General features: G+C 73.5%; 21 protein-coding genes. 9 read left to right on the top strand and 12 right to left on the bottom strand.

Features of this window, described 5'->3' with window-relative positions:
- Position 1: 1 nt before the first annotated feature.
- The 4 genes from KBX37_RS04460 to KBX37_RS04445 all read right to left on the bottom strand — a co-directional run bounded on the left by KBX37_RS04460 (position 2) and on the right by KBX37_RS04445 (position 5,521).
- Positions 2 to 2,035 (bottom strand): N-acetylmuramoyl-L-alanine amidase, encoded by a 2,034-nt coding sequence (locus tag KBX37_RS04460; RefSeq protein WP_210774645.1) that lies wholly within the window; start codon positions 2,033 to 2,035, stop codon positions 2 to 4.
- A gap of 146 nt (positions 2,036 to 2,181) precedes the next feature.
- Positions 2,182 to 3,036 carry an ABC transporter permease gene (locus KBX37_RS04455; RefSeq protein WP_210774644.1) on the bottom strand — a complete coding sequence of 285 codons (855 nt, stop codon included), beginning with the start codon at positions 3,034 to 3,036 and terminating at the stop codon, positions 2,182 to 2,184.
- Positions 3,033 to 4,046 carry an ATP-binding cassette domain-containing protein gene (locus KBX37_RS04450; protein ID WP_210774643.1) on the bottom strand — a complete coding sequence of 338 codons (1,014 nt, stop codon included), beginning with the start codon at positions 4,044 to 4,046 and terminating at the stop codon, positions 3,033 to 3,035. The genes KBX37_RS04455 and KBX37_RS04450 overlap by 4 nt, the downstream gene beginning before the upstream one ends.
- 257 nt (positions 4,047 to 4,303) lie before the next feature.
- Complete coding sequence (locus tag KBX37_RS04445) at positions 4,304 to 5,521, bottom strand: ROK family transcriptional regulator (RefSeq protein ID WP_210774642.1); 1,218 nt, start codon at positions 5,519 to 5,521, stop codon at positions 4,304 to 4,306.
- A gap of 54 nt (positions 5,522 to 5,575) precedes the next feature.
- Between KBX37_RS04445 and KBX37_RS04440 the strand changes: the two genes are divergently transcribed.
- On the top strand, positions 5,576 to 6,205 hold the full coding sequence (locus KBX37_RS04440) for an HAD-IA family hydrolase (RefSeq protein ID WP_210774707.1): 630 nt from the start codon (positions 5,576 to 5,578) through the stop codon (positions 6,203 to 6,205).
- A gap of 57 nt (positions 6,206 to 6,262) precedes the next feature.
- Here the strand turns inward: KBX37_RS04440 and KBX37_RS04435 are convergent, their stop codons facing one another.
- Positions 6,263 to 7,858, bottom strand: coding sequence for an FAD-dependent monooxygenase (locus KBX37_RS04435; RefSeq protein WP_210774641.1), 1,596 nt, complete (start codon positions 7,856 to 7,858; stop codon positions 6,263 to 6,265).
- 138 nt (positions 7,859 to 7,996) lie between these two features.
- Between KBX37_RS04435 and KBX37_RS04430 the strand changes: the two genes are divergently transcribed.
- The 7 genes from KBX37_RS04430 to KBX37_RS04400 all read left to right on the top strand — a co-directional run bounded on the left by KBX37_RS04430 (position 7,997) and on the right by KBX37_RS04400 (position 17,077).
- Positions 7,997 to 8,617, top strand: a complete 621-nt coding sequence (locus KBX37_RS04430) for a TetR family transcriptional regulator (RefSeq protein ID WP_307848943.1) — start codon at positions 7,997 to 7,999, stop codon at positions 8,615 to 8,617.
- Between the two features lie 73 nt (positions 8,618 to 8,690).
- Positions 8,691 to 10,274, top strand: a complete 1,584-nt coding sequence (locus tag KBX37_RS04425) for an MDR family MFS transporter (protein ID WP_210774639.1) — start codon at positions 8,691 to 8,693, stop codon at positions 10,272 to 10,274.
- Between the two features lie 247 nt (positions 10,275 to 10,521).
- The gene (gene lanKC / locus KBX37_RS04420; protein WP_210774638.1) at positions 10,522 to 13,194 is read left to right on the top strand and encodes a class III lanthionine synthetase LanKC; all 2,673 of its coding nucleotides are present in this window, start codon (positions 10,522 to 10,524) and stop codon (positions 13,192 to 13,194) included.
- Positions 13,195 to 13,265: 71 nt separating this feature from the next.
- Positions 13,266 to 13,385: a SapB/AmfS family lanthipeptide gene (locus KBX37_RS04415; RefSeq protein WP_088647629.1), complete on the top strand. Its 120-nt coding sequence runs from the start codon at positions 13,266 to 13,268 to the stop codon at positions 13,383 to 13,385.
- A gap of 70 nt (positions 13,386 to 13,455) precedes the next feature.
- A complete protein-coding gene (locus KBX37_RS04410; protein WP_091302793.1) occupies positions 13,456 to 13,575 on the top strand; it encodes a SapB/AmfS family lanthipeptide in 120 nt (39 codons plus the stop codon).
- Between the two features lie 65 nt (positions 13,576 to 13,640).
- Positions 13,641 to 15,308 (top strand): ABC transporter ATP-binding protein, encoded by a 1,668-nt coding sequence (locus tag KBX37_RS04405; protein WP_210774637.1) that lies wholly within the window; start codon positions 13,641 to 13,643, stop codon positions 15,306 to 15,308.
- Positions 15,305 to 17,077, top strand: a complete 1,773-nt coding sequence (locus KBX37_RS04400) for an ABC transporter ATP-binding protein (RefSeq protein WP_210774636.1) — start codon at positions 15,305 to 15,307, stop codon at positions 17,075 to 17,077. Before KBX37_RS04405 ends, KBX37_RS04400 begins: the two co-directional genes overlap by 4 nt.
- On the opposite strand, the gene KBX37_RS35415 is transcribed toward KBX37_RS04400, so the two are convergent.
- The 5 genes from KBX37_RS35415 to KBX37_RS04380 form a co-directional block, all read right to left on the bottom strand.
- Positions 17,007 to 17,243 (bottom strand): helix-turn-helix transcriptional regulator, encoded by a 237-nt coding sequence (locus KBX37_RS35415; RefSeq protein WP_307848942.1) that lies wholly within the window; start codon positions 17,241 to 17,243, stop codon positions 17,007 to 17,009. The genes KBX37_RS04400 and KBX37_RS35415 overlap by 71 nt on opposite strands.
- On the bottom strand, positions 17,189 to 17,494 hold the full coding sequence (locus KBX37_RS35410; protein ID WP_305798088.1) for a response regulator transcription factor: 306 nt from the start codon (positions 17,492 to 17,494) through the stop codon (positions 17,189 to 17,191). The genes KBX37_RS35415 and KBX37_RS35410 overlap by 55 nt, the downstream gene beginning before the upstream one ends.
- Before the next feature lie 112 nt (positions 17,495 to 17,606).
- Complete coding sequence (locus KBX37_RS04390) at positions 17,607 to 18,266, bottom strand: response regulator transcription factor (protein WP_210774635.1); 660 nt, start codon at positions 18,264 to 18,266, stop codon at positions 17,607 to 17,609.
- Between the two features lie 99 nt (positions 18,267 to 18,365).
- A complete protein-coding gene (locus tag KBX37_RS04385) occupies positions 18,366 to 18,773 on the bottom strand; it encodes a DUF2267 domain-containing protein (protein WP_210774634.1) in 408 nt (135 codons plus the stop codon).
- Positions 18,774 to 18,888: 115 nt separating this feature from the next.
- Positions 18,889 to 20,748, bottom strand: coding sequence for a transketolase (locus tag KBX37_RS04380; protein ID WP_247657038.1), 1,860 nt, complete (start codon positions 20,746 to 20,748; stop codon positions 18,889 to 18,891).
- Positions 20,749 to 21,028: 280 nt separating this feature from the next.
- Between KBX37_RS04380 and KBX37_RS04375 the strand changes: the two genes are divergently transcribed.
- Positions 21,029 to 21,433 (top strand): DUF2267 domain-containing protein, encoded by a 405-nt coding sequence (locus KBX37_RS04375; protein WP_210774632.1) that lies wholly within the window; start codon positions 21,029 to 21,031, stop codon positions 21,431 to 21,433.
- Positions 21,434 to 21,481: 48 nt separating this feature from the next.
- Here KBX37_RS04375 and KBX37_RS35180 read toward each other — a convergent pair whose 3' ends face one another.
- Both KBX37_RS35180 and KBX37_RS04365 read right to left on the bottom strand, forming a co-directional pair.
- Positions 21,482 to 22,516, bottom strand: a complete 1,035-nt coding sequence (locus tag KBX37_RS35180; RefSeq protein WP_307848941.1) for a PHB depolymerase family esterase — start codon at positions 22,514 to 22,516, stop codon at positions 21,482 to 21,484.
- 187 nt (positions 22,517 to 22,703) lie between these two features.
- Positions 22,704 to 23,543 carry an alpha/beta fold hydrolase gene (locus KBX37_RS04365; protein WP_210774630.1) on the bottom strand — a complete coding sequence of 280 codons (840 nt, stop codon included), beginning with the start codon at positions 23,541 to 23,543 and terminating at the stop codon, positions 22,704 to 22,706.
- Between the last annotated feature and the right edge of the window lie 169 nt (positions 23,544 to 23,712).

Here is a 23,712-nt window from a genome sequence, read left to right as displayed (position 1 = left end):
GCTACCCGGACGCGCCCACCGCGGCGGGCAGGACGAGGACGTCGTCCAGGTTCGCGTACATCACCCGGTGGCCGAACTGGATCTGCACGTACCTGTTCGCGCCGCGGACCACCGTCCGGTCGCCCGGCGCCGAGCCGTCGAAGGAGACGGCGCGGTAGTACTCGCCCGGCAGGACCCCGCCGAGGGCGTACCGCTGGCCCGCCGCTAAGGTGTACTGCAACGGCGAGATCGGCTGGTACGGGATGGTGGCCGGGTAGGCCGCCCGCTCGGGGTAGGCCCGCCCGTACACCGGGATGGTGGCCCGGCCCGGTCGGGGCGTCACCACGAAGCCCGCCGCCCACTTCGCCGTGGGCGCCGACGGCGGGTTGAGGAACCACGCCTTCTGGCCGAGGTACCAGATGGCGGTCCAGTCGCCCTGGACGCCGGCGAGGGCGTAGGTCTGGCCGGCCGAGGCGCGGGCGCCGTGGTCGGAGATGTACATCGTGTCCGGCGTGCCGTTCGGTCGCAGTCCTCGGTCGTTGACCAGCGGCGCGTCGAGGCTGGGCGCGGTGCGCAGGATGACCGAGGAGGACCCGCGCAGCGGGCACGGCACGGCCGGCGGCACCGGCGTCGGCACGCCCGGCGGCTGCCGGTTGCAGCCGAGGAAGGCCGGCTGGTTGGTGGCGTAGTCCGGGTCGATGGTGACCAGGCCGGTGTGCGGGGTGCCGGTGGCCTGGAACGGCGCCTTCATCAGCTCGAAGTAGTGCGACCAGTCCCAGTAGGGGCCCGGATCCCAGTGCATCCCGGCCACGGTCCCGGCGGTGGTGCCGGGGACGTTGTCGTGGCCCAGGATGTGCTGGCGGTCCAGCGGGATGCCGAACCGCAGCGCCAGGTGCCGCACCAGCTTGGCCGAGGTCCGGTACATCGCCTCGGTGTACCAGGTGCCGTGGCCGGCGAAGCCCTCGTGCTCGACGCCGATGGACTTGGCGTTGACGTACCAGTTACCCGCGTGCCAGCCGACGTTCTCGGCCTTGATGTGCTGGGCGACGTAGCCGTCCACCGAACGCAGCGTGTAGTGCCAGCCCAGGTAGGTCTTCGTCTGGACCAGCTTCACGCTCGGGCCGAAGTAGCCCTCGGTGTCGTGGATGACGATGTACTCGATCTTCTGCTGGGCCGGCCGGTCACCGAGGTCGTGGTTGCCGTAGTCGCCCGGGTTCGGGCCGTACTTCTCGTAGGGGGCGGGGAGCCACTCGCAGGCGAGGCGGACCGGGCACTCCAGGCCGTCCGGCCGCTCGGCGCGGCGCAGCCCGAGCCGGTGCAGCCCGGACTCGTCCGGCGTCACCGCCCGGGCGGCGAGGGTCACCCGGTGGCCGTCGTCGGTCGTCCGGCTGGCGCCGAGGCCGAGCTGGTCGTACACCTCGTCGGCGAAGGCCGCCGCCGCGTCCGCGGTGTCCGCGCCGGAGTACCGGGCCACCGCGCCGTACCAGGCCGCCGGGTCGCTGCCGGCACCGTCGGGCCCGCCGAGCTCCTGCTGGTACGACGCCAGCAGCGCCGCGCCACCACGGATGTTGGCGGCGGCGTCGGTGCGCAGCACCTCCTCGGGTACGCCGGTGAGGGCGGCCGCCGCGTCGAGCGTCTGCAGGGACGCCTGCGGCAGGGTGTCGCCGCTGGGCGCGGCCCCCAGCGCCGGGTCGACGGCCAGCGGGCGGGACTCGTCGCCCCGGGGGTCCTCGTCCTCGTCGACGTGACCGCTGGCGGGCGTCGACGCGACCTGCGCGGCGTCGGTCAGGTGCATCGGCCCGTAGCCGCCGCTGGTGCTCGGCTGCCCGGCGTGGGTGTCCCAACGGGACTCCAGGTAGGACACGGCGAGCAGCACGCTCTCCGGCACGCCGTACTCGGCGGCCGCGGCGGCGTACTGCTGCTGCCGGTCGTCGGCTGCGGAGGTCCCCGCGGGGAGCGGATCGGCGGCGACCGGCCCGGTGGTGAGCAGGGCGGTGGCTGCGGCGACGGCGGCAGCCAGCAGGACACGTCTGCGTGGCACGGCGATGGGGCGCATCGAACCTCCAGGTGGGGCGGGGGCCACTGCACGCTCACCCTCGCCCCGGGAAACGGCCGCTGTCAATAGCCTTCCTGTTAATCACGATGCATGAAAGAAACCTTCACCGGGTTGGGCCCGGCGCGGGGTCGGTCGTCGCGTCAGGATCAGCGGCGGTTGTACCGGTACATGGTCAGGGTGCCGAACACCACGACGAACCCGGCGCTCCACAGCAGCGTCCACATCATGCTCGACGCGTCGGAGGACCCCGACATCGCCGCACGCACCGAGGCCACCAGCTGCGTGACCGGGTTGACCTTGACGAACGCCTGAAGCCAGCCGGGCATCGTGGCCGGCTCGACGAAGACGTTGCTCAGGAACGTCAGCGGGAACAGCACCATCATGCTGACTCCCATCACGGACTTCTCGCTGCGCAGGATCAGGCCGAAGAACGTCCACACCCAGGAGAACGCGAACGAGAAGACCACCAGCAGGCCGATCCCGGCCAGCACCCCGAGCAACCCGCCGCCGGGCCGGAACCCCAGCGCCAGCCCCACACCGAGGATGACCAGGGCCGCCAGGACGTAGCGCAGCACGTCGCCGAAGATCATGCCGACCAGCGCGGCCGGCCGCCAGACGGGCAGCGTACGGAAGCGGTCGAAGACGCCCTTCTCGATGTCGGTGTTGAGGCCGACGCCGGTGTACATGGTGATCATCACGACGCTGGTCACCATGATCCCGGGCAGGAAGAACTGCAGGTAGTCCCGCGGGCTGTCGGCGAGGGCGCCGCCGAACAGGTAGGTGAACATCAGCACCATGATGATCGGGAACGCCGTCACGTCGAACAGCTGCTCCGGCACGTGCTTGATCTTCAACATGGCGCGCCAGCCGAACGTGAGCGACGCCGACAGCGCCGTCGGCCGGGGCGGTCGCGCGCCCGGCGCGAGCACGGTGCCCAGCGCGTCGGCGGACGGTACGTAGACGGCCGGGGCGGGCCCGGTCGTGGTGGCGGTCTCGCTCATCGGGCTGCCTCCAGCTCGTTGTTCTGCTCGTCCACGGTGGCGGCGGAATGGTCGGTCAGGGCCAGGAAGACCTCGTCCAGGCTCGGCTGGCCGACGGAGAAGTCGTCCACGACGATGCCGGCGCTGGCCAGGTCACCGAGCGCGCGGGCCGCGTGCCGGCTCGCGTCGAGGTCACTGCCACCCTCACCGACCCGGGCCGTCAACGCGACCGGGTCGGCGTCGAGCTGCACCGGCACGCCCAGCGCCGCCTGCAGCACCTTCTCGGCCTCGGGCCGCTGCCCCGGGTCGCGCAGCCGCAGGTGGACGGTGCCGGAGCCGACCGACGACTTCAGCTCACCCGGGGTGCCCTCCGCGATCACCCGGCCGTGGTCGATCACCGCGATCCGGCCGGCGAGATGGTCCGCCTCGTCCAGGTACTGGGTGGTCAGCAGCACCGTCGTGCCGTGCGCCACGACGGCCCGGATGATCTCCCAGACCTGGTTGCGGCTGCGCGGGTCCAGCCCGGTCGTCGGCTCGTCCAGGAACAGCAGGTCGGGAGTGTTCAGGATGCTCGCCGCGATGTCGATGCGCCGCCGCATGCCGCCCGAGTACTTCTTCACCTGGCGGTCGCCCGCCTCGGTCAGGCCGAACGCGGCGAGCAGGCTCTCGGCACGTTCGCGGGCCGCCGGCTTCTTCAGGCCCAGCAGGCGACCGAGCAGCACGAGGTTCTCCGTGCCGGTCAGATCCTCGTCCACCGAGGCGTACTGCCCGGTCAGGCTGACCCGGGAGCGGACCGCGTCGGCGTCGGCGACCACGTCGTGACCGAAGACCCTCGCCGTGCCGCCATCGGGGCGCAGCAGCGTCGCCAGCACCCGTACCGCCGTGGTCTTGCCGGCACCGTTCGGGCCGAGCAGGCCGTAGACCGTACCGGCGGGGACCTGGAGGTCGATGCCGTTGAGCGCCCGGGTCTCCCCGAACGCTTTGGTCAGGCCCTCGGCCTCGACGGCCGGGCCGGTGGTGCGTCTACTCATGATCTCAACCCTCTCTCACCCATTCCGGACAGCGCCTCCTGTCGCACCGCGCGGAGCTGACCAGCGGGGCCGCACGCCGGGACGCGGTGCGGCACCGTCACCGTGCTGAAGACCCGCGGAACCGGCCGACCGCGTGCAGGCCGATTGAACGGCAGCCGTACGACACGAAAATCGACCGGCGTGGCCGGCCACTCCGTCATACGCCTGGTGGATCGCCTTTTCAACGAGGCCGGGAGAGTGTGGTGGTACTCGGGGAATCAGCCGGAAACCGTCGGGGCCACATCCCCGGGTGGTGTGGCGAGGGTGCGCACCCACTCGGCGAGGGCGCGCTGGCCGGTGACGTGGTCGAGCCCGACGATGGCGGCGCCGCGCAGCGAACCCTCGTCCCCGTGTGCGGCGTCCATGACGGACGGTGGGCGGGCGCGGTGCAGGGTCATCAGACCGTCGGTGTAGGCGGTGTCGAAGGCTTCGGCGGCGGCGTGCCGCAGGGCGGGGCCGAGTCCGCCGAGCGTGATCAGGTCGGGGTCGTGGATGTTGGCCAGACCCGCGATGCCGATGCCGAGGGAGGTCGCGACGGCCCGGACCGCCTGCCGGGCGCGCGGGTCCACAGCGCAACGGTCGAGGACCTGCCCGGCGTAGCGCCGCGGGTCGGCGGGTGGGGATTCGCCGAGGTGGCGGGCCAGGCCACGGCCGTCGACGTCGAGGTCCCAGCAGCCGCGGGCGCCACAGGGGCAGCGCTGTTCCCGGTCGCCGAAGGGCAGGTGGCCGTACTCGCCGGCGGCGCCGTGCGCGCCCGTCACCGGCGCCCCGGCGATGGTGAGCGTGCCGCCGATGCCGACCCCCACGATCAGGTGCAGGGCGGTGCCGGCCGCGACGGCGGCGCCGGTGCGGGCCTCGGCGACGCCGGCGAGGGTCGCGTCGTTGCCGAGCAGCAGCGGCAGGTCCGTGCCGGCGGTGATGGTGGTGAGGTCGACCGAGCGCCAGCCGAGGGTGGCGGCCTGTACGAGGTGGCCGTCATGGATGGTGCCGGCGACCGCCAGCGAGACCGCGCGAAGCCGCGTGCCGTACCGGTTGCGGGTCGCCTCGACGCTGTGCCGTACGGCGGCCAGCACGGTGGCCGGTTCACGGGTGCGGTGGGAACGGGCCCGCACCTCGTGCAACTGCCCGTCGATGGTCGCGACGGCGTGTCGCCAGTCCTCCTGCCGCAGGTCGACGGCGAGTACCACCGGCCCCTCGGGATGCGGTCGCAGGACGGTCGTGGGCCGGCCCCGCCCCCGTGCCGGCGCGGGTGTCTCGGTGAGCAGGCGCAGGTCCCGCAGCCGGGCGGTGATCTCGGTGGCGAAGCCGCTGGTCAGCTGCAACTCGGCGGCCATGGCGGCGCGGGTGATGCCCGGACGCCGGTGCAGCGTGGCCAGCACCTGCGACGCGGTGAGCCACCGGGCCGTCTCGGCGCGGTGCCGGGAAGGACTTGCCATGAGCGGGTCTCACCACCTTATCCTCGCGGTGCGAGTATATTACGGGAGGTGATCATGGACGTGTCGTCGGTCGGTGCGGTGCTGTTGGACATGGACGGCACTCTGGTGGACTCCGACGCCGCGGTGGAGCGGGCGTGGCGGGTGTGGGCGGCAGAGTACGACGTCGACCCGGAGGCGGTGCTGGCGATCGCGCACGGCAGTCCCGCCGACCGCACGGTGCGGCGACTGCTGCCGGGCCTGGACGACGCCGCGGTGGCCGCGGCAGCGGACTGGCAGCTGGCGTTGCAGTACGACGATCTGTCCGACGTGACCGCCACCCGTGGTGCGCCCGCGCTGCTGGAGACGCTGGCGCGGCTCGGGCTGCCGTGGGCGGTGGTGACCAGCGCCGACAGCCGGCTGGCGAAGGCCCGGCTCGGCGCGGCGGGAATCGACGCACCGGTGCTGGTCACGGTCGAGGACGTCACGGTGGGAAAGCCGGACCCGCAGGGCTACCTGCGCGCCGCCGAGCTGCTCGACGTCCCGCCGGCGCGGTGCCTGGTGGTGGAGGATGCCGACGTCGGCCTGCGGGCCGGACGGGCCGCCGGCGCGATGACCGCCGCGCTGAAGGGGCTGGACGGTGACCTTCGCCTCGATGACCTGGGCCAGCTGGCGGAGCTGCTGGCCGGGGCGGGCCCGCGTCCGTAGTGGCGCGGCGGGTGGGCTGCGCCAGGCCTTTCAGCGGGCACCGGCGTCGCCGCGGCGTCACGAGGGAAGCCAGCGGTCCAGGTAGGCCGTCAACCCCGCCAGGTCCGTGCCGCCGGACCGGTAGCCGACATGGCCGTCGGGGCGGACCAGGTACGTAGCGCTGACACCGGGCGCGAGGCCGAGCCGGCGCAACGCGCGGGCGGCGGGTACCGCTCCCCCCGTGCTGTCGGATTCGGTCAGCCGGTGCACGGTGAGCCGGCCCGGGTACCGCTGCGCCAGTCCGGCCGGATCGCCCGTCGGCCAGGCGGCCGGGGGTCCGCAGAGCAGCAGGTGCCACCCGGGCGCCGCGGTGAGCCGGTGCAGCGTGCCACCGCCGGCGCCGGAAACCGGCGCGTCGGGCAACCGGTCCCCGGCCCGCGGACCCTTGCGCGGCGGGCGGGGGCCGTCGGTCGACAGCGGGCTCCGCCGGTAGCCGATCCCCAGCTGCGACACCGTGCGGAAGGCGGCGGCCCGCACGAACCGGGGGGCGAGCACCGCGGGGAGCAGCGCCGGGGCGAGGCGGCCGCGGATGAAGCGGACGACCGGGCTGGTGGAGGTGGCCGCGGTGAAGGCGCGGTCGGTGAAGCGCAGCACCATCCGGCCGACCGGCGCCCGCTCGGCGTCATAGGTGTCCAGCAGGGTCGGATCGGCGCCGCCGTGCAGTGCGTGGGCGAGTTTCCACCCGAGGTTGACCGCGTCCTGGATGCCGGTGTTCATGCCCTGCGCGCCGGCCGGGCTGTGGATGTGCGCCGCGTCGCCGGCCAGGAACACCCGCCCGGCGCGGTAGCGGGTGGCGGCGCGGTGGTGCAACCGGAAGTTGGTCATCCAGACCGGGTCGTGCAGCCGCACCGTCGCGCCGGTGTAGGTGTCGGCGAGCGCCTGCACCTCGTCGAGGGTGACCGGCGACTCGGGCGGGGGCGCGTCGGCGGGCGGACGCATCACCAGCAGCCGCCAGCTGGCCGGGTGCCCCAGCGGGAAGAGGAACAACGGCCCCTGTCCGGACACGAACGCGTGCGCCGCGCCGCCGGCGACGCCGTCGGCCTCCAGGTCGGCCAGGACGAACGTCTGCGGGTACGCGCCGCCCTCGAAGCCGATCCCGGCGAGGTGGCGCACGGTGCTGTGCGCGCCGTCGCAGCCCACCACGTACCGTGCCGACACCGGTTCCTCGCGGCCGGCGGCGTGCCGCAGGGTGACCGCCACGCCGTCCCCGGTCTGGTTCATCCCCACCAGCTCGACGCCCCGCTCGACGCCGAGCCCCGCCGCCGCCAGGTGCTCGCCCAGGATGCGTTCGGTCTCCGCCTGGGACAGGAACAGCAGATGGGGGTACGCCGTGTCCCCCAGGCCCAGGTCGAACATCGGCACCGCCCGCACCCGGCCGTGGGCGTGCAGGCACAGCCGGACCGCGGGGTTGCCGCCGGCCAGCAGCTCGTCCGTCACCCCCAGGCCGGCGAGGACCTCCAGGGTGCGCGGTTGAATCGCCAAGGCCCGCGACTCGTGGGCCCGGTCGACCGCGCGGTCGACCACGCGGACCGGTACCCCGAAGGCGGCCAGCTGCGCCGCCATGGCCAGCCCGGTGGGCCCGGCCCCGACCACGAGCACGTCGACGGCGGTCATGGAACGACGACCGTCGGCGACCGACGACAACTGCCCATGCCTCGCTCCGATCTCGGGCGCGTAGCGCGCCGGTCGGGAACATCACTTCACAGAATAAAAACTTGCAGGCTCCGCAAGTTTCCTCGTAGCGTCGCCGGAGTGACCGTAACCGAACAGGCCGCCAGCGGGCGACGGGACCGCAAGAAGCGGCTGACGCGGGCGGCGCTGACCGCCGCCGCGCTGCGACTGGTCGCCGAACGCGGCCTGGAGCACGTGACGGTGGAGGAGATCAGCGAGGCGGCGGACGTCTCCTCGCGCACCTTCTTCAACTACTTCACCTGCAAGGACGACGCGCTCATCGCCGACCTGGCGGTCGACCGCGACCGCGTCGTGGCCCGGCTGGTGGCCGCCCCACCGCAGGTGCCGGCGCTGTCGGCCGTCCGGATCGCCCTCGACGAGGCGATCGACACGATGGAGTCCGAGCGCGAGCTGTGGCGGCTGCGCCTGGCGGTCATCGCCCAGAATCCCGCGCTGCTGCCCCGCCTGATGGCCGGCAACCTCGAGACCGAGCAGGCCATGATCCAGGCGATCGCCGCGCGCCTCGCTGTCGATCCGGACCACGGCCACCCGGCGCTGGTCACCGCGGTGGCCGGCGCGGCATTCCGCACCGCGATGCTGCGCTGGGCCGCCGACACCGACGGCCGCACACTGCGCGACTTCGTGGACGAGGCGTTCGCGGCAATCGCCGCCGGCCTGCCGGATCCCTCGCCCACCTCCTGATCCACCAGTCCTCCGCCCCGGCGCATCCGTTCCGGGGCCAGCCAATCCGGATCCACCCCGAAAGGGAGCGTCAATGACCACAACCGTCCCGCCCGCCGACCCGGCCGAGGTCGTCGGCACGCGCATGTCGCGTCGGGAGGTTCTCCAGGCCCTCTCCGGCCTGATGGTGGGCATGTTCGTGTCCATCCTCGCCTCCACGGTGGTGGCGAACGCGCTGCCGCGGATCATCGCCGATCTGCGGGGCAGCCAGACCGTCTACACCTGGATCGTCACCAGCGAACTGCTCGCCATGACGGCGACCGTGCCGCTGTGGGGCAAGATGGCCGACCTGTACAGCAAGAAGCTGCTGATCCAGCTCTCGCTGGGGCTGTTCGTGGTGGGTTCGCTGATCGCGGGCTTCACGCCGAACGTGGAGGTGCTGCTGGTCAGCCGGGTCGTGCAGGGCATCGGCGCCGGTGGCATGACGGCGCTGGCCACGATCGTCATGGCGGCGATGATCCCGCCGCGTGAGCTGGGCCGCTACGCCGGCATCTTCGGCGCGGTCTTCGGTGTCGGCACCATCGCCGGTCCGCTGATCGGCGGCCTCCTCGTCGACACGTCGTGGCTGGGCTGGCGGTGGTGCTTCCTGATCGGGGTGCCGTTCACCATCCTGTCCATCGTCCTGCTGCAGCGCACCCTGCACCTGCCGGTCGTCCGCCGCACGGTGAAGATCGACTGGTGGGGCGCGGTGCTGATCACCTCGGGCGTCTCCACGCTGCTGATCTGGTCGTCGCTGGCGGGCAACAAGTTCGCCTGGGCCTCGGGCTGGACGGCCGCGATGGTCACCGCCGGTGTGGTCCTGCTGGCGCTGGCGGTCCTCGTCGAGTCGCGGGCGGCGGAGCCGATCGTCCCGCTGGGCATCTTCCGCAACCGCACGGTCTCGCTGGCCACCGTCGCCAGCGTGCTGGTGGGCGTCGCGATGTTCGGCGGCACCGTCTTCCTGTCCCAGTACTTCCAGATCTCGCTGGGCAAGTCGCCGACCGTCGCGGGCCTGATGAGCCTCCCGATGATCTTCGGTCTGCTGGTTTCGTCGACGATCGCCGGCCAGCTCATCACGAAGTTCGGCCGGTGGAAGGCCTACCTGGTGGCCGGCGCCGCGGTGATGACCGTCGGGATGCTGCTCCTGGGCACCATCGACGCCCGCACCAGCGTGGTCGTGCTGTCGACCTACATGGCCGTGCTGGGCATCGGCGTCGGCATGCTCATGCAGAACCTCGTGCTCGCCGCCCAGAACGACGTGCCGGCCCACGAACTCGGCGCCGCCACCTCCGTGCTGACCTTCTTCCGCAGCATGGGCGGGGCCATCGGGGTCAGCGCGCTCGGCGCCGTCCTGGCCAACCGGGTGACCTCGCTGATGACCGAGAAGCTCGGCCCGGCCGCGGCGACCGGCGGCGGCTCCGCGGAGGTGCCGGACCTGTCCACCCTGCCCGAGCCGGTGCTGCGCATCGTGCAGGACGTGTACGGCATCGCCACCGCCGACCTGTTCCTGGTCGCCGCGCCGGTCGCGGCGCTCGCGCTGGTCGTCGTGCTGTTCATCAAGGAGAAGCCGCTGCACACCCTCAGCGGCGACGAGCGACGCGCCCAGGAGGAGGCGGCCGCGCAGGTGCCGGTGCACTGAGCGGTAGGACGGTGACGGGGGCGGGCCGGTCGGCCCGCCCCCGTTCCATGTCCGCCGGCAGTCCGGCCGCCCACCGGTGCCGGCGCGCCTCCGCACTGGTCACGCGGTATTCGCGAGTTCAAACTCCGCCGTTGTCACGACTTCGGGGTGGGAAACTCACCGCCGATCGATGACTCATCGCACTTCGCACGCCTCTCGGCCGTCCGCAGGATGGACCCCAACCGACCAGGCGGCGGAGGCAGGCGACATGGATGAACGGTACGACTCGTACTGCGCGGTCGATCCGCTCTTCTACGACTCGTTGGCCAGCGCGAGCACCGTGGTCGCCGGCTACGCGACGGACCGCCCGGTGCCGGACGGCTGGGAGTGCGAGGTCAAGGACGACTGGCTGATCCACGGCCCGGTCGACGGCTCGCTCCCCCAGCAGGGTTGGAAGATCCACGTGTCGGCCCGGCTGGACAACGCCGAACGGGTGCTGACCCGGGTGATGGACTACTGCCAGCCGCGCGGCATCCCGTTCAAGCACCTGCGCGGGCCGCGGATGCTGCTCATGCGCAACAGCAAGTACGCCCGCCGGGCCGCCAGCGGCAAGTTCATCACGGTCTACCCCCGCGACGACGCCGAGCTGGAGCTGACCGCCAAGGAACTGGCGGCGCTGCTCGACGGCGAGCGGGGGCCGTACATCCTCAGCGACCTGCGCTACGGCGACGGCCCGGTCCACCTGCGCTACGGCGGCTTCGCCGCCCGGTACTGCCTCTCCCCCGACGGGCAGGTGGTGCCGGCCATCGAGGACGCGAGCGGCAGCCTGGTGCCGGACCGCCGCGACCCGGTCTTCCACGTGCCGGAGTGGGTCACCCTGCCTGACTTCCTCGCCCCGCACCTGGCCGCCCGCAACGCGGCGAGCACCACCGCGCTGCCGTACCGGATCGAGAAGGTGATCCACTTCTCCAACGGCGGCGGCCTGTACGAGGCCCGGGACACCCGCACCGGGGACCGGGTGGTGTTGAAGGAGGCCCGGCCGTACGCGGGACTGGACGCCACCGGCGCGGACGCGGTGACCCGGCTGCGGCGGGAGGCCGAGGTGCTGCGGCAGCTCGCGGACGTGCCGCACCTGGCGCGGGTGCACGACGAGTTCAGCTTCGGCGGGCACGAGTTCCTGGCCCTGGCGTTCGTCGAGGGCCGGCCGCTCAACCAGCTGGTGGTGGAGCGCTACCCGCTGGTCCACGCCGACGCCGACCGGGCCGCGTACACCCGCTGGGCGTTGGACGTGCACGGGCAGGTGACCGAGGCGGTGGACGCCATCCACGCCCACGGGATCGTCTACGGCGACCTGCACATGTTCAACATCCTGGTCGGCGACGACGGGACCGCCACGCTGGTCGACTTCGAGGTCGCCGCGCGCGCCGACGCGGCGGGCCGGCCGGCGCTGCGCAACCAGGCCTTCGCCGCCCCGCGCGACCGCACCGGCTTCGACGTCGACCGGTACGCCCTGGCCTGCCTGCGGCTGGCGCTCTTCCTGCCGCTGACGGCCATGCTGCGGCTCGCCCCGGAGAAGGCGGCGCACCTGGCCGACGTGGTGGCCGAGAACTTCCCCGTGCCCCGGGACCTGCTCGACGAGACGGTCGCCGTGATCATCGGCGGCCGGGCCGGGGTGCCGGACGGCCACGGTGGGACGCCGGACGAACGGGCCGCGGTGCCGGCGGACACCAGCGGCGCCGTCCGGGTGGACCCGGACGACTGGCCGGGACTGCGCGACCGCCTCGCCGCCGCGATCGCCGCCAGCGCCACCCCGCACCGCGACGACCGGCTCTTCCCCGGCGACATCCGGCAGTTCGCGGGCAGCGACGGCGGGCTGAACCTCGCCCACGGCGCGGCCGGGGTGCTCTGGGCGTTGCACACGAGCGGCGCGCCCACCGAAGCGGAGCACGAGCGGTGGCTGATCGACCGGGTACGCGAACCCGCCTCCGGCAGCCGGCTCGGCCTCTACGACGGGCTGCACGGCATCGCGTACGTGCTGGACCGGCTCGGGCACCGCGACGAGGCCCTGCGCCTGCTCGACCTCTGCCTGGACCAGCCGTGGACGGACCTGGGCAACGACCTGATCGGCGGCCTCTCGGGCGTCGCGCTGAACCTGACCCACTTCGCCGGGGTCACCGGCGAGCGGCGGTACGCCGACGCCGCCCGGCAGGCGGTCGACCTGGTCGTCGAGCGGCTGGGCGACGTCGACTCGGTGGCCGAGGTCAGCGGCGGGCGGCACCCGTACGCGGGACTGACCCGCGGCGGGGCCGGGGTGGCGCTGATGCTGCTGCGCCGGTACGAGCTCGACCGCGACCCGGTGCTGCTCGACCACGCCGCCACCGCGCTGCGCCAGGACCTGCGCCGATGCGTGCAGCGCGACGCCGGCCACCTGGAGGTCAACGAGGGCTGGCGGACCATGCCGTACCTCGCCGAGGGCAGCGTCGGCATCGGCCTCGTGCTCGACCAGTACCTGCGCCACCGCCCGGATCAGCGGTTCGACACCGCGGCGGCGGCGATCCGGCGCTGCGCCGACTCCCCGTTCTACGCCCAGTCCGGCCTCTTCGCCGGCCGGGCGGGGATCGTCACCTACCTGGCCGGGCGGGGCGAGTACGACCCGGCACGGCAGCAGGCCCGGTTGCTGAGCTGGCACGCCCTGCCGTACCGGGGGCTGACCGCCTTCCCCGGTGACCAGTTGCTGCGGCTCTCCATGGACCTGGCCACCGGCACCGCCGGCGTGCTCACCGCCCTTGCCGCGACCCGACCGGCGGCAGCCCGGCTGCCGTTCCTGACGCCGCTGCCGAACGCGAGGCCGCCGTCGGACGCGAATCCGCCGTCAAAGGCGGGGCCGCGTCCGGCCCTGAGGCCGCTGCCGGCCGCGACGCCGGCGGGGTCGGCCGGCTGACCGGCCACCGAAGCTCCCCGGGTCACCCCGGGGCCGACCGACCCGACTCATGTGGAAGGAGGTGCAACGACATGGCTCTGCTCGACCTCCAGGGGATGGAACTGCCGGCCGCCGAGCGTACCGGTGGCGGCAGCCGCGCCAGCCTGCTGCTCTGCGGCGACAGCTCGCTGAGCGTCACCACCTGCAACTGAGGTGGCGGTCGTCGATCCGACGATCACCCGAGAAGCCCAACTCCGCACCACGAGAGAAAGAGGAACCGACATGGCTCTGCTCGACCTCCAGGGAATGGAACTGCCGGCCGCCGAGCGCACCGGTGGCGGCAGCCAGGCCAGCCTGCTGCTCTGCGGCGACAGCTCGCTGAGCGTCACCACCTGCCACTGACGATCAGTTCGCCTGGCCCCGGGCCGGTTCACGCCGGTCCGGGGCCGCGGCGTGAAAGAGGTGTGATGACCCCGGCCAACCGGCTCCTGCTGCGCGCCGTCGGGTCCGCCGGCTGGTGGACCCCGGTGCTGGCCGTGGTCGCGGTGGTCGGCGTGGCGGCCGAACTGGCGTTGCCCGTGACCCTGGGCCGCGCCGTCGACGCCGCCGTCGGTACGGCGCCGGGCGCCTCGTCCGGCCACTGGCTCGCCGCGGTGGTCGCGCTGATCGCCGTGCTGGTCGCCACCGACGCGGTACGGGACTACGGCACGGGCGCGGCCACCGCCCGTTCGGTGGCCGGGCTTCGGCACACGCTGGCCCGACACATCTTCGCCCTCGATCCACGGATCGCGGCCCGCCGTCCGGTGGGCGACCTGGTGGGCCGGCTGGTGGGCCAGGTGGCCGACGCCGGGCAGGCCGCCCCGACCGTCGTACTGGCCGGCACGGTGCTGCTGCCGCCGCTGGGCAGTCTGGTGGCGCTCACCCTGATCGACCCGTGGCTCGGCCTCACCTTCGTGGTGGGGCTCCTGCTGCTCGGCGTGCTGCTGCGCAACTTCGTCGCCGACGCCTCGACCGCGGTCGCCGGCTACCAGCAGGCCCAGGGGGAACTCGCCGGCCGGATGGTGGAGGCGCTCGCCGGGGCGCGGACCATCGCCGCCGCCGGCACCGCCGAACGGGAGGTCGCGCGGGTGCTGACGCCGGTCGCCGCGCTGCGCGCGCACGGCGCGCGGACGTGGACCGTGCTGGCCGGCGCGGCGACCCGCGGCGCGGTGGTCAACCCGCTGCTGCAACTGGCCGTCGTCGCCGTCGGCGGGCTGTCGCTGGCCGCCGGGCGGATGACCCCCGGCGAGCTGCTGGCCGCCCTGCAGTACGCGGCGCTCGGCGCCGGCCTGGGCACCGTGGTCGGCGCCCTGAACAAGGCGGTCCGGGTCCGGGCCGGCTGCCGGCGCGCGGCCGAGGTGCTGGGCGAGCCGGTCCGCCGGTACGGCACCCGGACGCTGCCCCCCGGACCGGGCGAGCTGGAGCTGCGGGAGGTGAGCGTGCGGGGCGACGACGGGCGGCTGCTGCTCGACCGGGTCGACCTGCGGGTCCCCGGCGGGACGCTGCTAGTCGTCGTCGGGCCGTCCGGGGCGGGCAAGTCGCTGCTCGCCGCCGTCGCCGGACGACTGCGGGACCCGGACTCCGGCGAGGTACGCCTGAACGGCGTGCCGCTGCCCGAGCTGGCCCCGGCGGCGCTGCACGCGGCGGTGGGCTACGGGTTCGAACGGCCGGTGCTGGTCGGTGACACGGTCGGCGAGGCGGTCGGGTGCGGCGCCGACCCGGTGCCGGTGAGCAGGGCGGCGGCCATCCACGACTTCGTCGAGCGGCTGCCCGGGCGCTACCGCACGCCGCTGGCCGAGGTCGCCATGTCGGGCGGGGAACGGCAGCGGCTCGGGCTGGCCCGCGCGCTGCGCGCCGGACGGCTGCTGGTCCTCGACGACGCCACGTCCAGCCTGGACACCGTCACCGAGTACCGGGTGACCCGGACGCTGACCGGGCCGGGCGACCGGCGTACCCGGATCGTGGTCAGCCACCGAGTCGGCATGGCCGCGCGGGCGGACCTGGTGGCCTGGGTGGACGGTGGGCGGCTCCGCGCGGTCGGCCCGCACCGGGTGCTGTGGGACGACCCCGACTACCGAGCGGTGTTCCGGGCGTGAGCGCGGTCGGCGAGGTGACCCGGGCGGCGCTGCGGGCGCGCCGCGCCGAGCTGTGCCGGTTGGCGGGCTGGTCGGTGGCCGAGGCGTTGCCGGCGGGGCTGGCCGGGCTGCTCACCGCACGGGCCGTCGACGACGGCTTCCTGGCCGGGCGCCCGGCGACCGGGCTGCTCTGGTTGGGCCTGCTCGCGGCCGCCGTGCTCATCGGCGCGGTCGGCACCAACCGGGCGTACGCGCTGCTCGGGGACGTGGTGGAGCCGTTCCGCGACGACCTGCTGCGCCGGGTGGTCGCTGGCGCGCTGGAAGGTGCGACGGGTGGTCGCGGCGACGACGCGGCGGTGGCCCGGCTGACCCACCAGGTGGAGATGGTGCGGGACACCTACGCCGGGCTGTTGATGGTGGTACGCGGCTTCCTGTTCGCCGCCGGCGCCGCCGTCGTCGGCCTGTTCTCCCTGTCAGCGCCGGTCGCGTTGCTGGTCACGGTGCCGGTGCTGGCCGGCCTGGGGCTGTTCGCGGCGGCCCTGCCGGCGATGATCGCCCGGCAACGGCAGTACGTGCTGGCCGACGAGCGGCTGGGCCGGGTCGCCGTCACCGCCGTGGCCGGCCACCGCGACGTCACGGTCAGCGGCGCGCGGGACCGGACCACCCGGTGGGTCGGCCGGTACGTCGACGACCAGGCGCGGGTGGAGCGACGGTTGGCCACCATGGCCGCCACCCGGGGGTTGACCCTGGCCGTGGGCGGCTGGGTGCCGGTGCCGGTGGTGCTCCTGGCCACCCCGTGGCTGGTCCGGCAGGGGCTCGGGCCGGGCGCGGTGCTCGGCGCCCTGGTCTACGTCGTGGGTGGCGTGCAACCCGCCCTGCACACCCTCGTCCAGGGCGTGGCCGCCGGCGGGCTGCGCTTCGCCGTCACCCTCGACCGGCTGCTGCGCACGGACGTCCCGGTGCGCACCCCGGCGCCGGCCACCGCCCGGGTCCCGCGGCAGACCGCGCCGGCGCTGTCCCTGCGCGGGGTGACCTTCCGGTACGGCCCGCACGCCGACCCGGTGCTCGACGGACTCAACCTCGACGTGCCGGCCGGGGACCACCTGGTGATCGTGGGCGCGAGCGGGATCGGCAAGTCGACCCTGGCCGGGCTGATGGCCGGGGTGCTGTCGCCGCAGGCCGGCACGGTGCGCGTCGGTGGGGTGCCGGTGGCCGGCGCCACGCCGGCGGAACTGGCCGGCCGGCGCGTCCTGATCCCGCAGGAGGCGTACGTCTTCACCGGCACCCTGCGGGAGAACCTGACGTACCTCCGGCCCGACCTGCCGGATCCGGCGATCACCCGGGCGGCGACCCGGCTGGGGCTGACCGGGTTGGTGGACCGGCTCGGCGGCTACGACGCGACGCTGCGCCCGGCGGACCTCTCCGCCGGGGAACGTCAGCAGCTGGCCCTGCTGCGGGCCTGGCTCTCCCCCGCGCCCCTGATGATCCTCGACGAGGCGACCTGCCACCTGGACCCGGCGACCGAGGCGCGGCTGGAGGAGGCCTTCGCCGACCGGCCCGGCACGCTGGTGGTGATCGCGCACCGGGTGAGCTCGGCGCTGCGCGCCCGCCGGGTGCTGCTGCTCGACGGGCGGGCCGCGCTGCTCGACAGCCACCGGGGCCTGCTGGACCGCTCGACCGCGTACCGGGAACTGGTCGGCTACGGGGAGGCGGACCTGCTCAGATCCAGCCCGACTCCCGGGCGATCCGCACCGCTTCCAGCCGGGTACGCGCGCCGGTCTTCGCCATGATCCGGGACAGGTGGTTGCGCACCGTCCCGGCGGACAGGACCAGGCGCTCCGCGATGTCCCGCACCGGATGGCCCTCGGCCGCCACGTCGAGCACCTCCCGCTCGCGCGGGGTCAGCGGGCTGCCGGCGACCGCCAGCGCCGCGACCACCAGGTCGGGATCGAGCACCACCTGACCATCGGCGAGCTGCCGGACGCCCTCGACGATCCGCCCGGGGGCCCCGTCGTGGCTGCGGACGCCACCGTGCCCCGGTCCCCGTCGACGACGGCGACGTCGGGACGCTCGGCCCGCAGGGCGGACCGCAGCTCGTCCGGCGTGTCCGCCTCGCCGACGACGTCGATGTCGTCCTCGGCGTCGAGCAGCTGGGCGAGCGCGCCGCGGACGAGTGCGCCCTGGAGCGCGAGCAGAGTGCGGACCATGCAGACTCCCCGTCATCAACCCCCGTTGTTGACGTCACGTGCGCGAGCGATGACGCACGGTCAGGAATCCTATTGAAATCGGCTCCGGCGCGACACCCCGGTCCGCGTGTCGTCAGATCCAGCCGGCGTCCTGGGCGCGCTGGATCGCGTCCCACCGGCTCCGCCCGCCCGTCTTGCGCAACAGGGTCGACACGTGGTTCCGGACGGTGCCCGGGGCCAGATGGAGCCGGGCGGCGATCTCCTTCGTGCGCAGTCCCCGGGCGGCGGCGGCAGCGACCTCCCGTTCCCGCTCGCTGAGCGGGTTCACCGCCGCGTCGAGCGCGGCCAGCGCGGTCAACGGATCGATCATCAGCTGCCCGTCGGCGATCGCCCGGAGCTGGTCGATCAGTTCGTCCGGCGGCACGTCCTTGGCGATGACCCCGCGCACCCGGGCACCGAGCGCCCGGCGCAGCACCCGCGCGGTGCGCCGGGCGGTCAGCACGACCACGGCACATTCCGGCAACCGGGCGTGCAGGCGTCCGGTCAGGGCCGACGGATCGCGCACCGCGTCGAGGTCGACCAGGGCCAGGTCGGGCCGCGTGGCGGCGACCGGCTCCGCGACGCCCTCGGCCGGGTCGCACTCCCCCGCCACCTCGAAACCCGGTGCGCCGGCGAGGACCGCGGCCACGGCGGTACGCAGCAGCCCGGGCTCCCCGACCACCACGACCCGGACCGTCGCCCGCTCCCCGACGTCCGCCGGCCGGGGCGCTGTCTCGTCCAGTACGTCGTCCACCGGGTCACTGTGCCCCCGGGGCCACCCACCCATGCGTCCTTTACGGATCGCGGCGGACCGGCGTTCGCCCAGGCGATGCAAGCGGGGCGGAACCCGCGCCTACGTGCCGATCCGGCGTGGTTCGAGCCGGGTGGCCGCCGGCCCGGTGAGCTGCCAGAACTCCTTCGGCAGTTGGGCGACGAAGTCCCCGTACTCCTTCTCGCTGACCGCCGCACGCAGCGTGTCCAGCACCGCGCGCGCACCGTCGGTCGCCGTCTGAAGATTGACCGCGGCCCGGGCCTGGATCCGCTCGAAGAATTCGGCGAGCCCGAACGGTACGGAACCTTCGTCGGCTGCGGACATGTAGACCCGCAGTTCCTCGGGAAGCTGCGCGGCGAGGTCCCGGGCCTGACCACCACTGATCCGTTCCGCCAACGCCTCCAGCGTGGCACGGGTGACGGGCTCGGCCTGCGACGGCAACACCCCAGGTCGTGACGCCACCGCCTGGATGAACTCCGCGTGGTTCACTCGGACCCCCTCTCGCACCGGACCGTGCGGGTACCCGCGAGCGGATGGCCGAAACGGGGTCGGTCCCGCGCGGAGGCCGCACCCCTGGCAGCGCCGTGATGCGGGGCCGGGAAGCTCAGACCGAGGCGCGCGCCGCAGCCACGATGGCGCTGACCCCGATCCCCGCCTGGTCCATCAGCTCGGTGGGCGTCCCGGAGGTGGGCAGCCCGCGTACCGCCAGGTGGGTCAGCCGGAACGGCTCGGCGAGGTCGGCCAGCGATTCGAGAACGGCCGACCCCAGGCCACCCTCGGGGTAGTGGTCCTCGACGACCACCAGCCGGCCGCCGGTGTCCCGGACGGCGGCGAGCAACCGCTCCCGGTCCAGCGGCTTGACCGAGTAGAGGTCGATGACCCGGGCGTTGATCCCGGCGGAGGCCAGCTCGTCGGCGGCGGCCAGGCAGTTGTGCACGGTCACCCCGGCCCCGATCAGCGCGACCCGGTCGTCGTCGCCGCCGCGCAGCAGCTTGCTGCCGCCCACCGGGAAGGGTTCGTCGTTGTCGTAGAGCACAGGGTGCCCGCCGCGGGTGGTGCGCAGGTAGTTGACGCCCTTGCGGTCGACCATCTGGGCGACGAGAGCGGCGCAGGAGACGGCGTCGCTGGGATAGAGCACCGTCGACCCCTGGACGGCGCGCATGGCGGCCAGGTCCTCCAGCCCCATCTGGGAGGGACCGTCCGCCCCGATCTCCACGCCCGCGTGGGACCCGGACAGGGCGATGTCGGCCCGGGAGACGCCGGCCATCCGGACGAAGTCGTAGGCGCGGGAGAAGAACGCCGCGAACGTCGAGGCGAAGGGCCGGTACCCGCGCACCTGCAGCCCGACCGCCGCGGCGACCATCTGCTGCTCCGAGATGAACATCTCGAAGTAGCGGTCGGGGTGGGCGTCGGTGAACCGGTCGGCGCGGGTGGAGTCGCTGACCTCACCGTCGAGGACGACCACGTCCGGCCGGACGCCCACCGCGCGCAGCGCGTCCCCGTACGCGTTGCGGGTGGCGACCTTCGCGCCCCGGTCGTACCGCGGCAACTCAAGCGGCTGAGCTGCGGGGGCGCCGGTGGGCGGGGCGGGCTCGGGCTGCGGCCCGGTGACCCGGATCTGGCGTACCCCGCCGAGAGCGTCGACGGCCCGCTCGGCAAGATCGGGTTTCAGCGGCTTGCCGTGCCAGTCCGGCTTGTTCTCGATCTCGGGTACGCCCTTGCCCTTCACCGTGCGGGCGAGCACGACGGTGGGACCGGTCGCCTGCCGGGCCCGGCCGAGCGCGTCGTCGATCGCGGCCAGGTCGTGGCCGTCGATGACGATCGCCTGGCAGCCGAACGCCTCGACCCGCCGCCGGTAGGTGTCGAGGTCCCACTCCAGCTCGGTCGGCCCCCGCTGCCCCAACCGGTTCACGTCGACCAGCACGGTGAGGTTGCGCAGCCCGTAGTGGCCGGCCTTGTCCAGCGCCTCCCAGACGGAGCCCTCGGCCGTCTCGCTGTCGCCGCAGAGCACCCACACGTGGTACGGCAGCTGATCGAGGTACCGGCCGGCCAGCGCGATACCGACGCCGACCGGCAGTCCCTGACCGAGCGAACCGGTGGCGACGTCGACCCAGGGCAACGCCGGGGTGGGATGCCCCTGCAGACGCGACCCGAACCGGCGGTAGGTGTCGACCAGCTCCTGGTCGCTGATCGCACCCACCGCCTTGAAGACCGCGTACAGCAGCGGCGAGGCGTGGCCCTTGGAGAAGATCAGGTGGTCGTTGGCGCGGTTGCCCGGCTCCGCCCAGTCGTAGCGGACGTGCCGGGAGATCAGCACCGCCAGCAGGTCGGCGGCGGAGAGGCTCGACGTCGGATGCCCGGACGCGGCCCTGGTGCTGCACCGGATCGAGTCCACCCGCAGCTGGGCGGCGACCTCACCCAGTTGGGTGAGCTGCTCCTCGTCGAGAGTCCGCTCTGCTTCCATCGTCACCGGTATCGCCTCCAGCGATCGGCCCTTCGGCCAGCCCTCGGTGCCGGGCCGTCCGGCCGATCGACCGGGCCGCTCGCCGCTGACCGGCTCCGCACCTACGGTAGCCAGGAAACCGGGTCGCCATCCGGTAACCACCGATATGCCGGCCTGAGTCCGGAAGCTCACCTCGCGACCGGGCGGCGCGGGCCCGCCGGGGGTGTCCGGGCGCGCACCGCCGTTTGCCGTGGTGGTGCACGGGTAGATGCCGCCATCGGCCAAGAGGAGGGCTCCGACCGTGGACAGCAACGACTTCATCGGCATGGTGGCGAAGCGGGCGAACACGTCGTCGGCGCGAGCAACCGCTCTCACCCAGGCCACGCTGCGGACCTTGGCGGAACGGATAGACGGGGGCGAGGCCCGTGACCTCGCCACCCAGCTTCCCGAGGACCTCAAGGCGTACGCGTTCGCCTCCAGCGAGACCGGCGAGCGGTTCGGGCTCGACGTCTTCGTGCAACGGGTCAGTGGACGCGCCGAGGTGAAGCCGGCACTGGCCGAGATCGGCATGCGGGCGGTGTTCGACACCCTCCGCGAGACCATCCCACCCGGCGACTACGACGACGTCGTATCCCAGCTCCCGGCGGAACTCGGCCAGGTCGCCGACCCGGTGGCGCCCTTCGACGGGCGGCGCGCCCGCGGCTAGGGTGTGCCGTCCGGCGCGCACCCGCGGCACCGTCGGTGGCGCGGCGGCTCAGCCGTCCAGGCGGCGGACCATGTTCATGATGGTCTCCACCTGCGCGCCACCCTTGATCGGGTAGTTGGTCGCGCCGAGGTAGCCCCACCAGTCCCAACAGCCGTTCGGGTTGCTGGAACTGGTGCTCGCCTGCGGGTAGAGCACGATCAGGTTGTTGGTGTCGGCGTACTGGTTCAGGTTGGCCCGGTCCACGAACGCGGTGCCGACCTTGCCGTACCCCTGGAGACAGCCGTGCAGGGCGACCAGCAGCCGGCACGACTGCCCGGCCGCGCACGACGACGGCACGTAGGCGAAGCCGTTGTCGTCCATGCTCAGGCCGGGAGCCCAGCCGTTGACCGCGTGGGTGTTCTGGCTGAACCGGATGAGCGTGCCCCCGAGCGCGCCGGTGTTCGGTGCGGAGACGCTGCCCAGCAGCGTGCGCAGCAGGCTGTTCTGCGGGTCGGTCCCACAGTTGTTGAGGAACGGCGACGCGGTCGCGGTGCACGCAGCCGTCCCGTACGGCGACACCCAGGCGTGCCCGGCCGACGAGGCGCTGTCGTACTGCACGCTGGCGTCGAAGTGCTGGTAGAAGCGGACCAGGTCGTCGGTGACCGACTTCTTCACCGTGTTGTCGTTGTTGCCGTGGAAGACGTACACGGGATCGCCGGAGAGGTTGCTCACCGGGTCGACCCAGCCGTAGGACGCCCAGGTCCGGGTGTACGTCTGGAGGGCGGACAGGTTGGTCGGGTACTGGTTGTCGCCGCAGCCGTAGATCGCCTGGGAGACGTTGTTCTGCGCGCAGTAGTACGGCCCGGCGGCGAAGATCGCCGCGCCCCGGATCCGGGACGAGTAGGCGACGTGCAGCTGGGTGGCCAGGTAGCCACCGGAGGAGACGCCGGCGACGTAGACGCCGGAGACGTTGTAGGCCCGCAGCGACCCGGAGACCGGGGCCTTGGTGGACGGGGTGGTGGCCTGGGCGGGGGCGGCGGTGGTCAGGACCAGCAGCAGGACGGCGGCGAGGACGGTAGTGGTGGCCTTCAGCGATGTCTTCACAACGCTCTCCTGTCCGGGAGCGCCGGCGGTGGTGTCGGCGTGCGCAGACGCTAACGTGACATAGACCTCACTGGATATGAGCGGGGCCGACATGTCGCGCGGTGCCGAGGTGTGGCCGTCACCTGTCTTCGGGCCGCCGATGCCGGATACCGTCCGTTGGCACGGGTGGCGCCGAGCCGGTGATCCGTCAGCGCAGGAACGCGGCCAGGGTCTGCCCGAACGACTCCGGGTCGTCGAGCCAGGGGTAGTGTCCGCCGCCGGGTTGCACGGCCAGTTCGCCCTGCGGGAACAGGCCGGCGTACTCGGCGGCGCGCTTCGGGGGAAGCGCCACGTCGTACTCGCCGGTGAGCAGGAGGACCGGCGCCTCGAGGCGGGTCAGGGCGGACCTGGTGGCAGCCGGGTCGGGCCCGCCGGCGGCGTAGTACCCGGCCGCCGCTTCCGGGCTCCTGCCGGCCTCCTCCCGGGCCAGCTGGGCCTGCCGGGCGGCATCCCACCGTCCGTGCATGAACGGGGTGATCGCGGCCCAGTCCTCGGCGGTGGGCGCACCCGACCAGATCCGTTCGAAGGCGGCAAAGGCCGCCGGGAACCAGGGCTCTCCGCGGCGCAGCTCGGCGACCTCACGGCGATCCAGGTCGGTGATGTCCAGACCGACCGGCCGGGGGCTCGGGTTGACCAGCGCGAGCCGGGCCACCCGGTCCGGGTGGCGGGCAGCGTACAGCACCGCGAGGCTGCCGCCGGCCGAGTGCCCGAGCAGGTCGATCCGGTCCCGGCCCAGGTGCACGCGCAGCGCGTCGACGTCGTCGACCAGCCGGTCGTACCGGTAGGTCGCCGGGTCCGCCGGCACCGCCGACTCCCCGGTCCCCCGCAGGTCGAGGCGGACCAGCGAGCGATGCGCGGACAGTCCACCCAGGTCACCGAGGTACGCCGAGGCCAGCATCGGACCGCCGGGCAGACAGATCAGCGGATCGCCCGCGCTGACCCGGTGGTACGCCAGCCGGGTGCCGTCAGCACTGTCGAATGTGGCCATGCGGAGATCATATCCGGGGCAGTCCGGTCCAACAGCGACAGATTCCGGGGGTGGATATACCAATCAGGGCCACCCCTTGAAAGGGGTGGCCCTGATTGAATGGTTGTCCGGCGGTGTCCTACTCTCCCACACCCTCCCGAGTGCAGTACCATCGGCGCTGGAGGGCTTA

The sequence above is a fragment of the Micromonospora sp. U56 genome (assembly GCF_018070095.1).
Lineage (GTDB): Bacteria > Actinomycetota > Actinomycetes > Mycobacteriales > Micromonosporaceae > Micromonospora > Micromonospora purpureochromogenes.
This window is presented reverse-complemented; position numbering and strand designations above follow the sequence as displayed.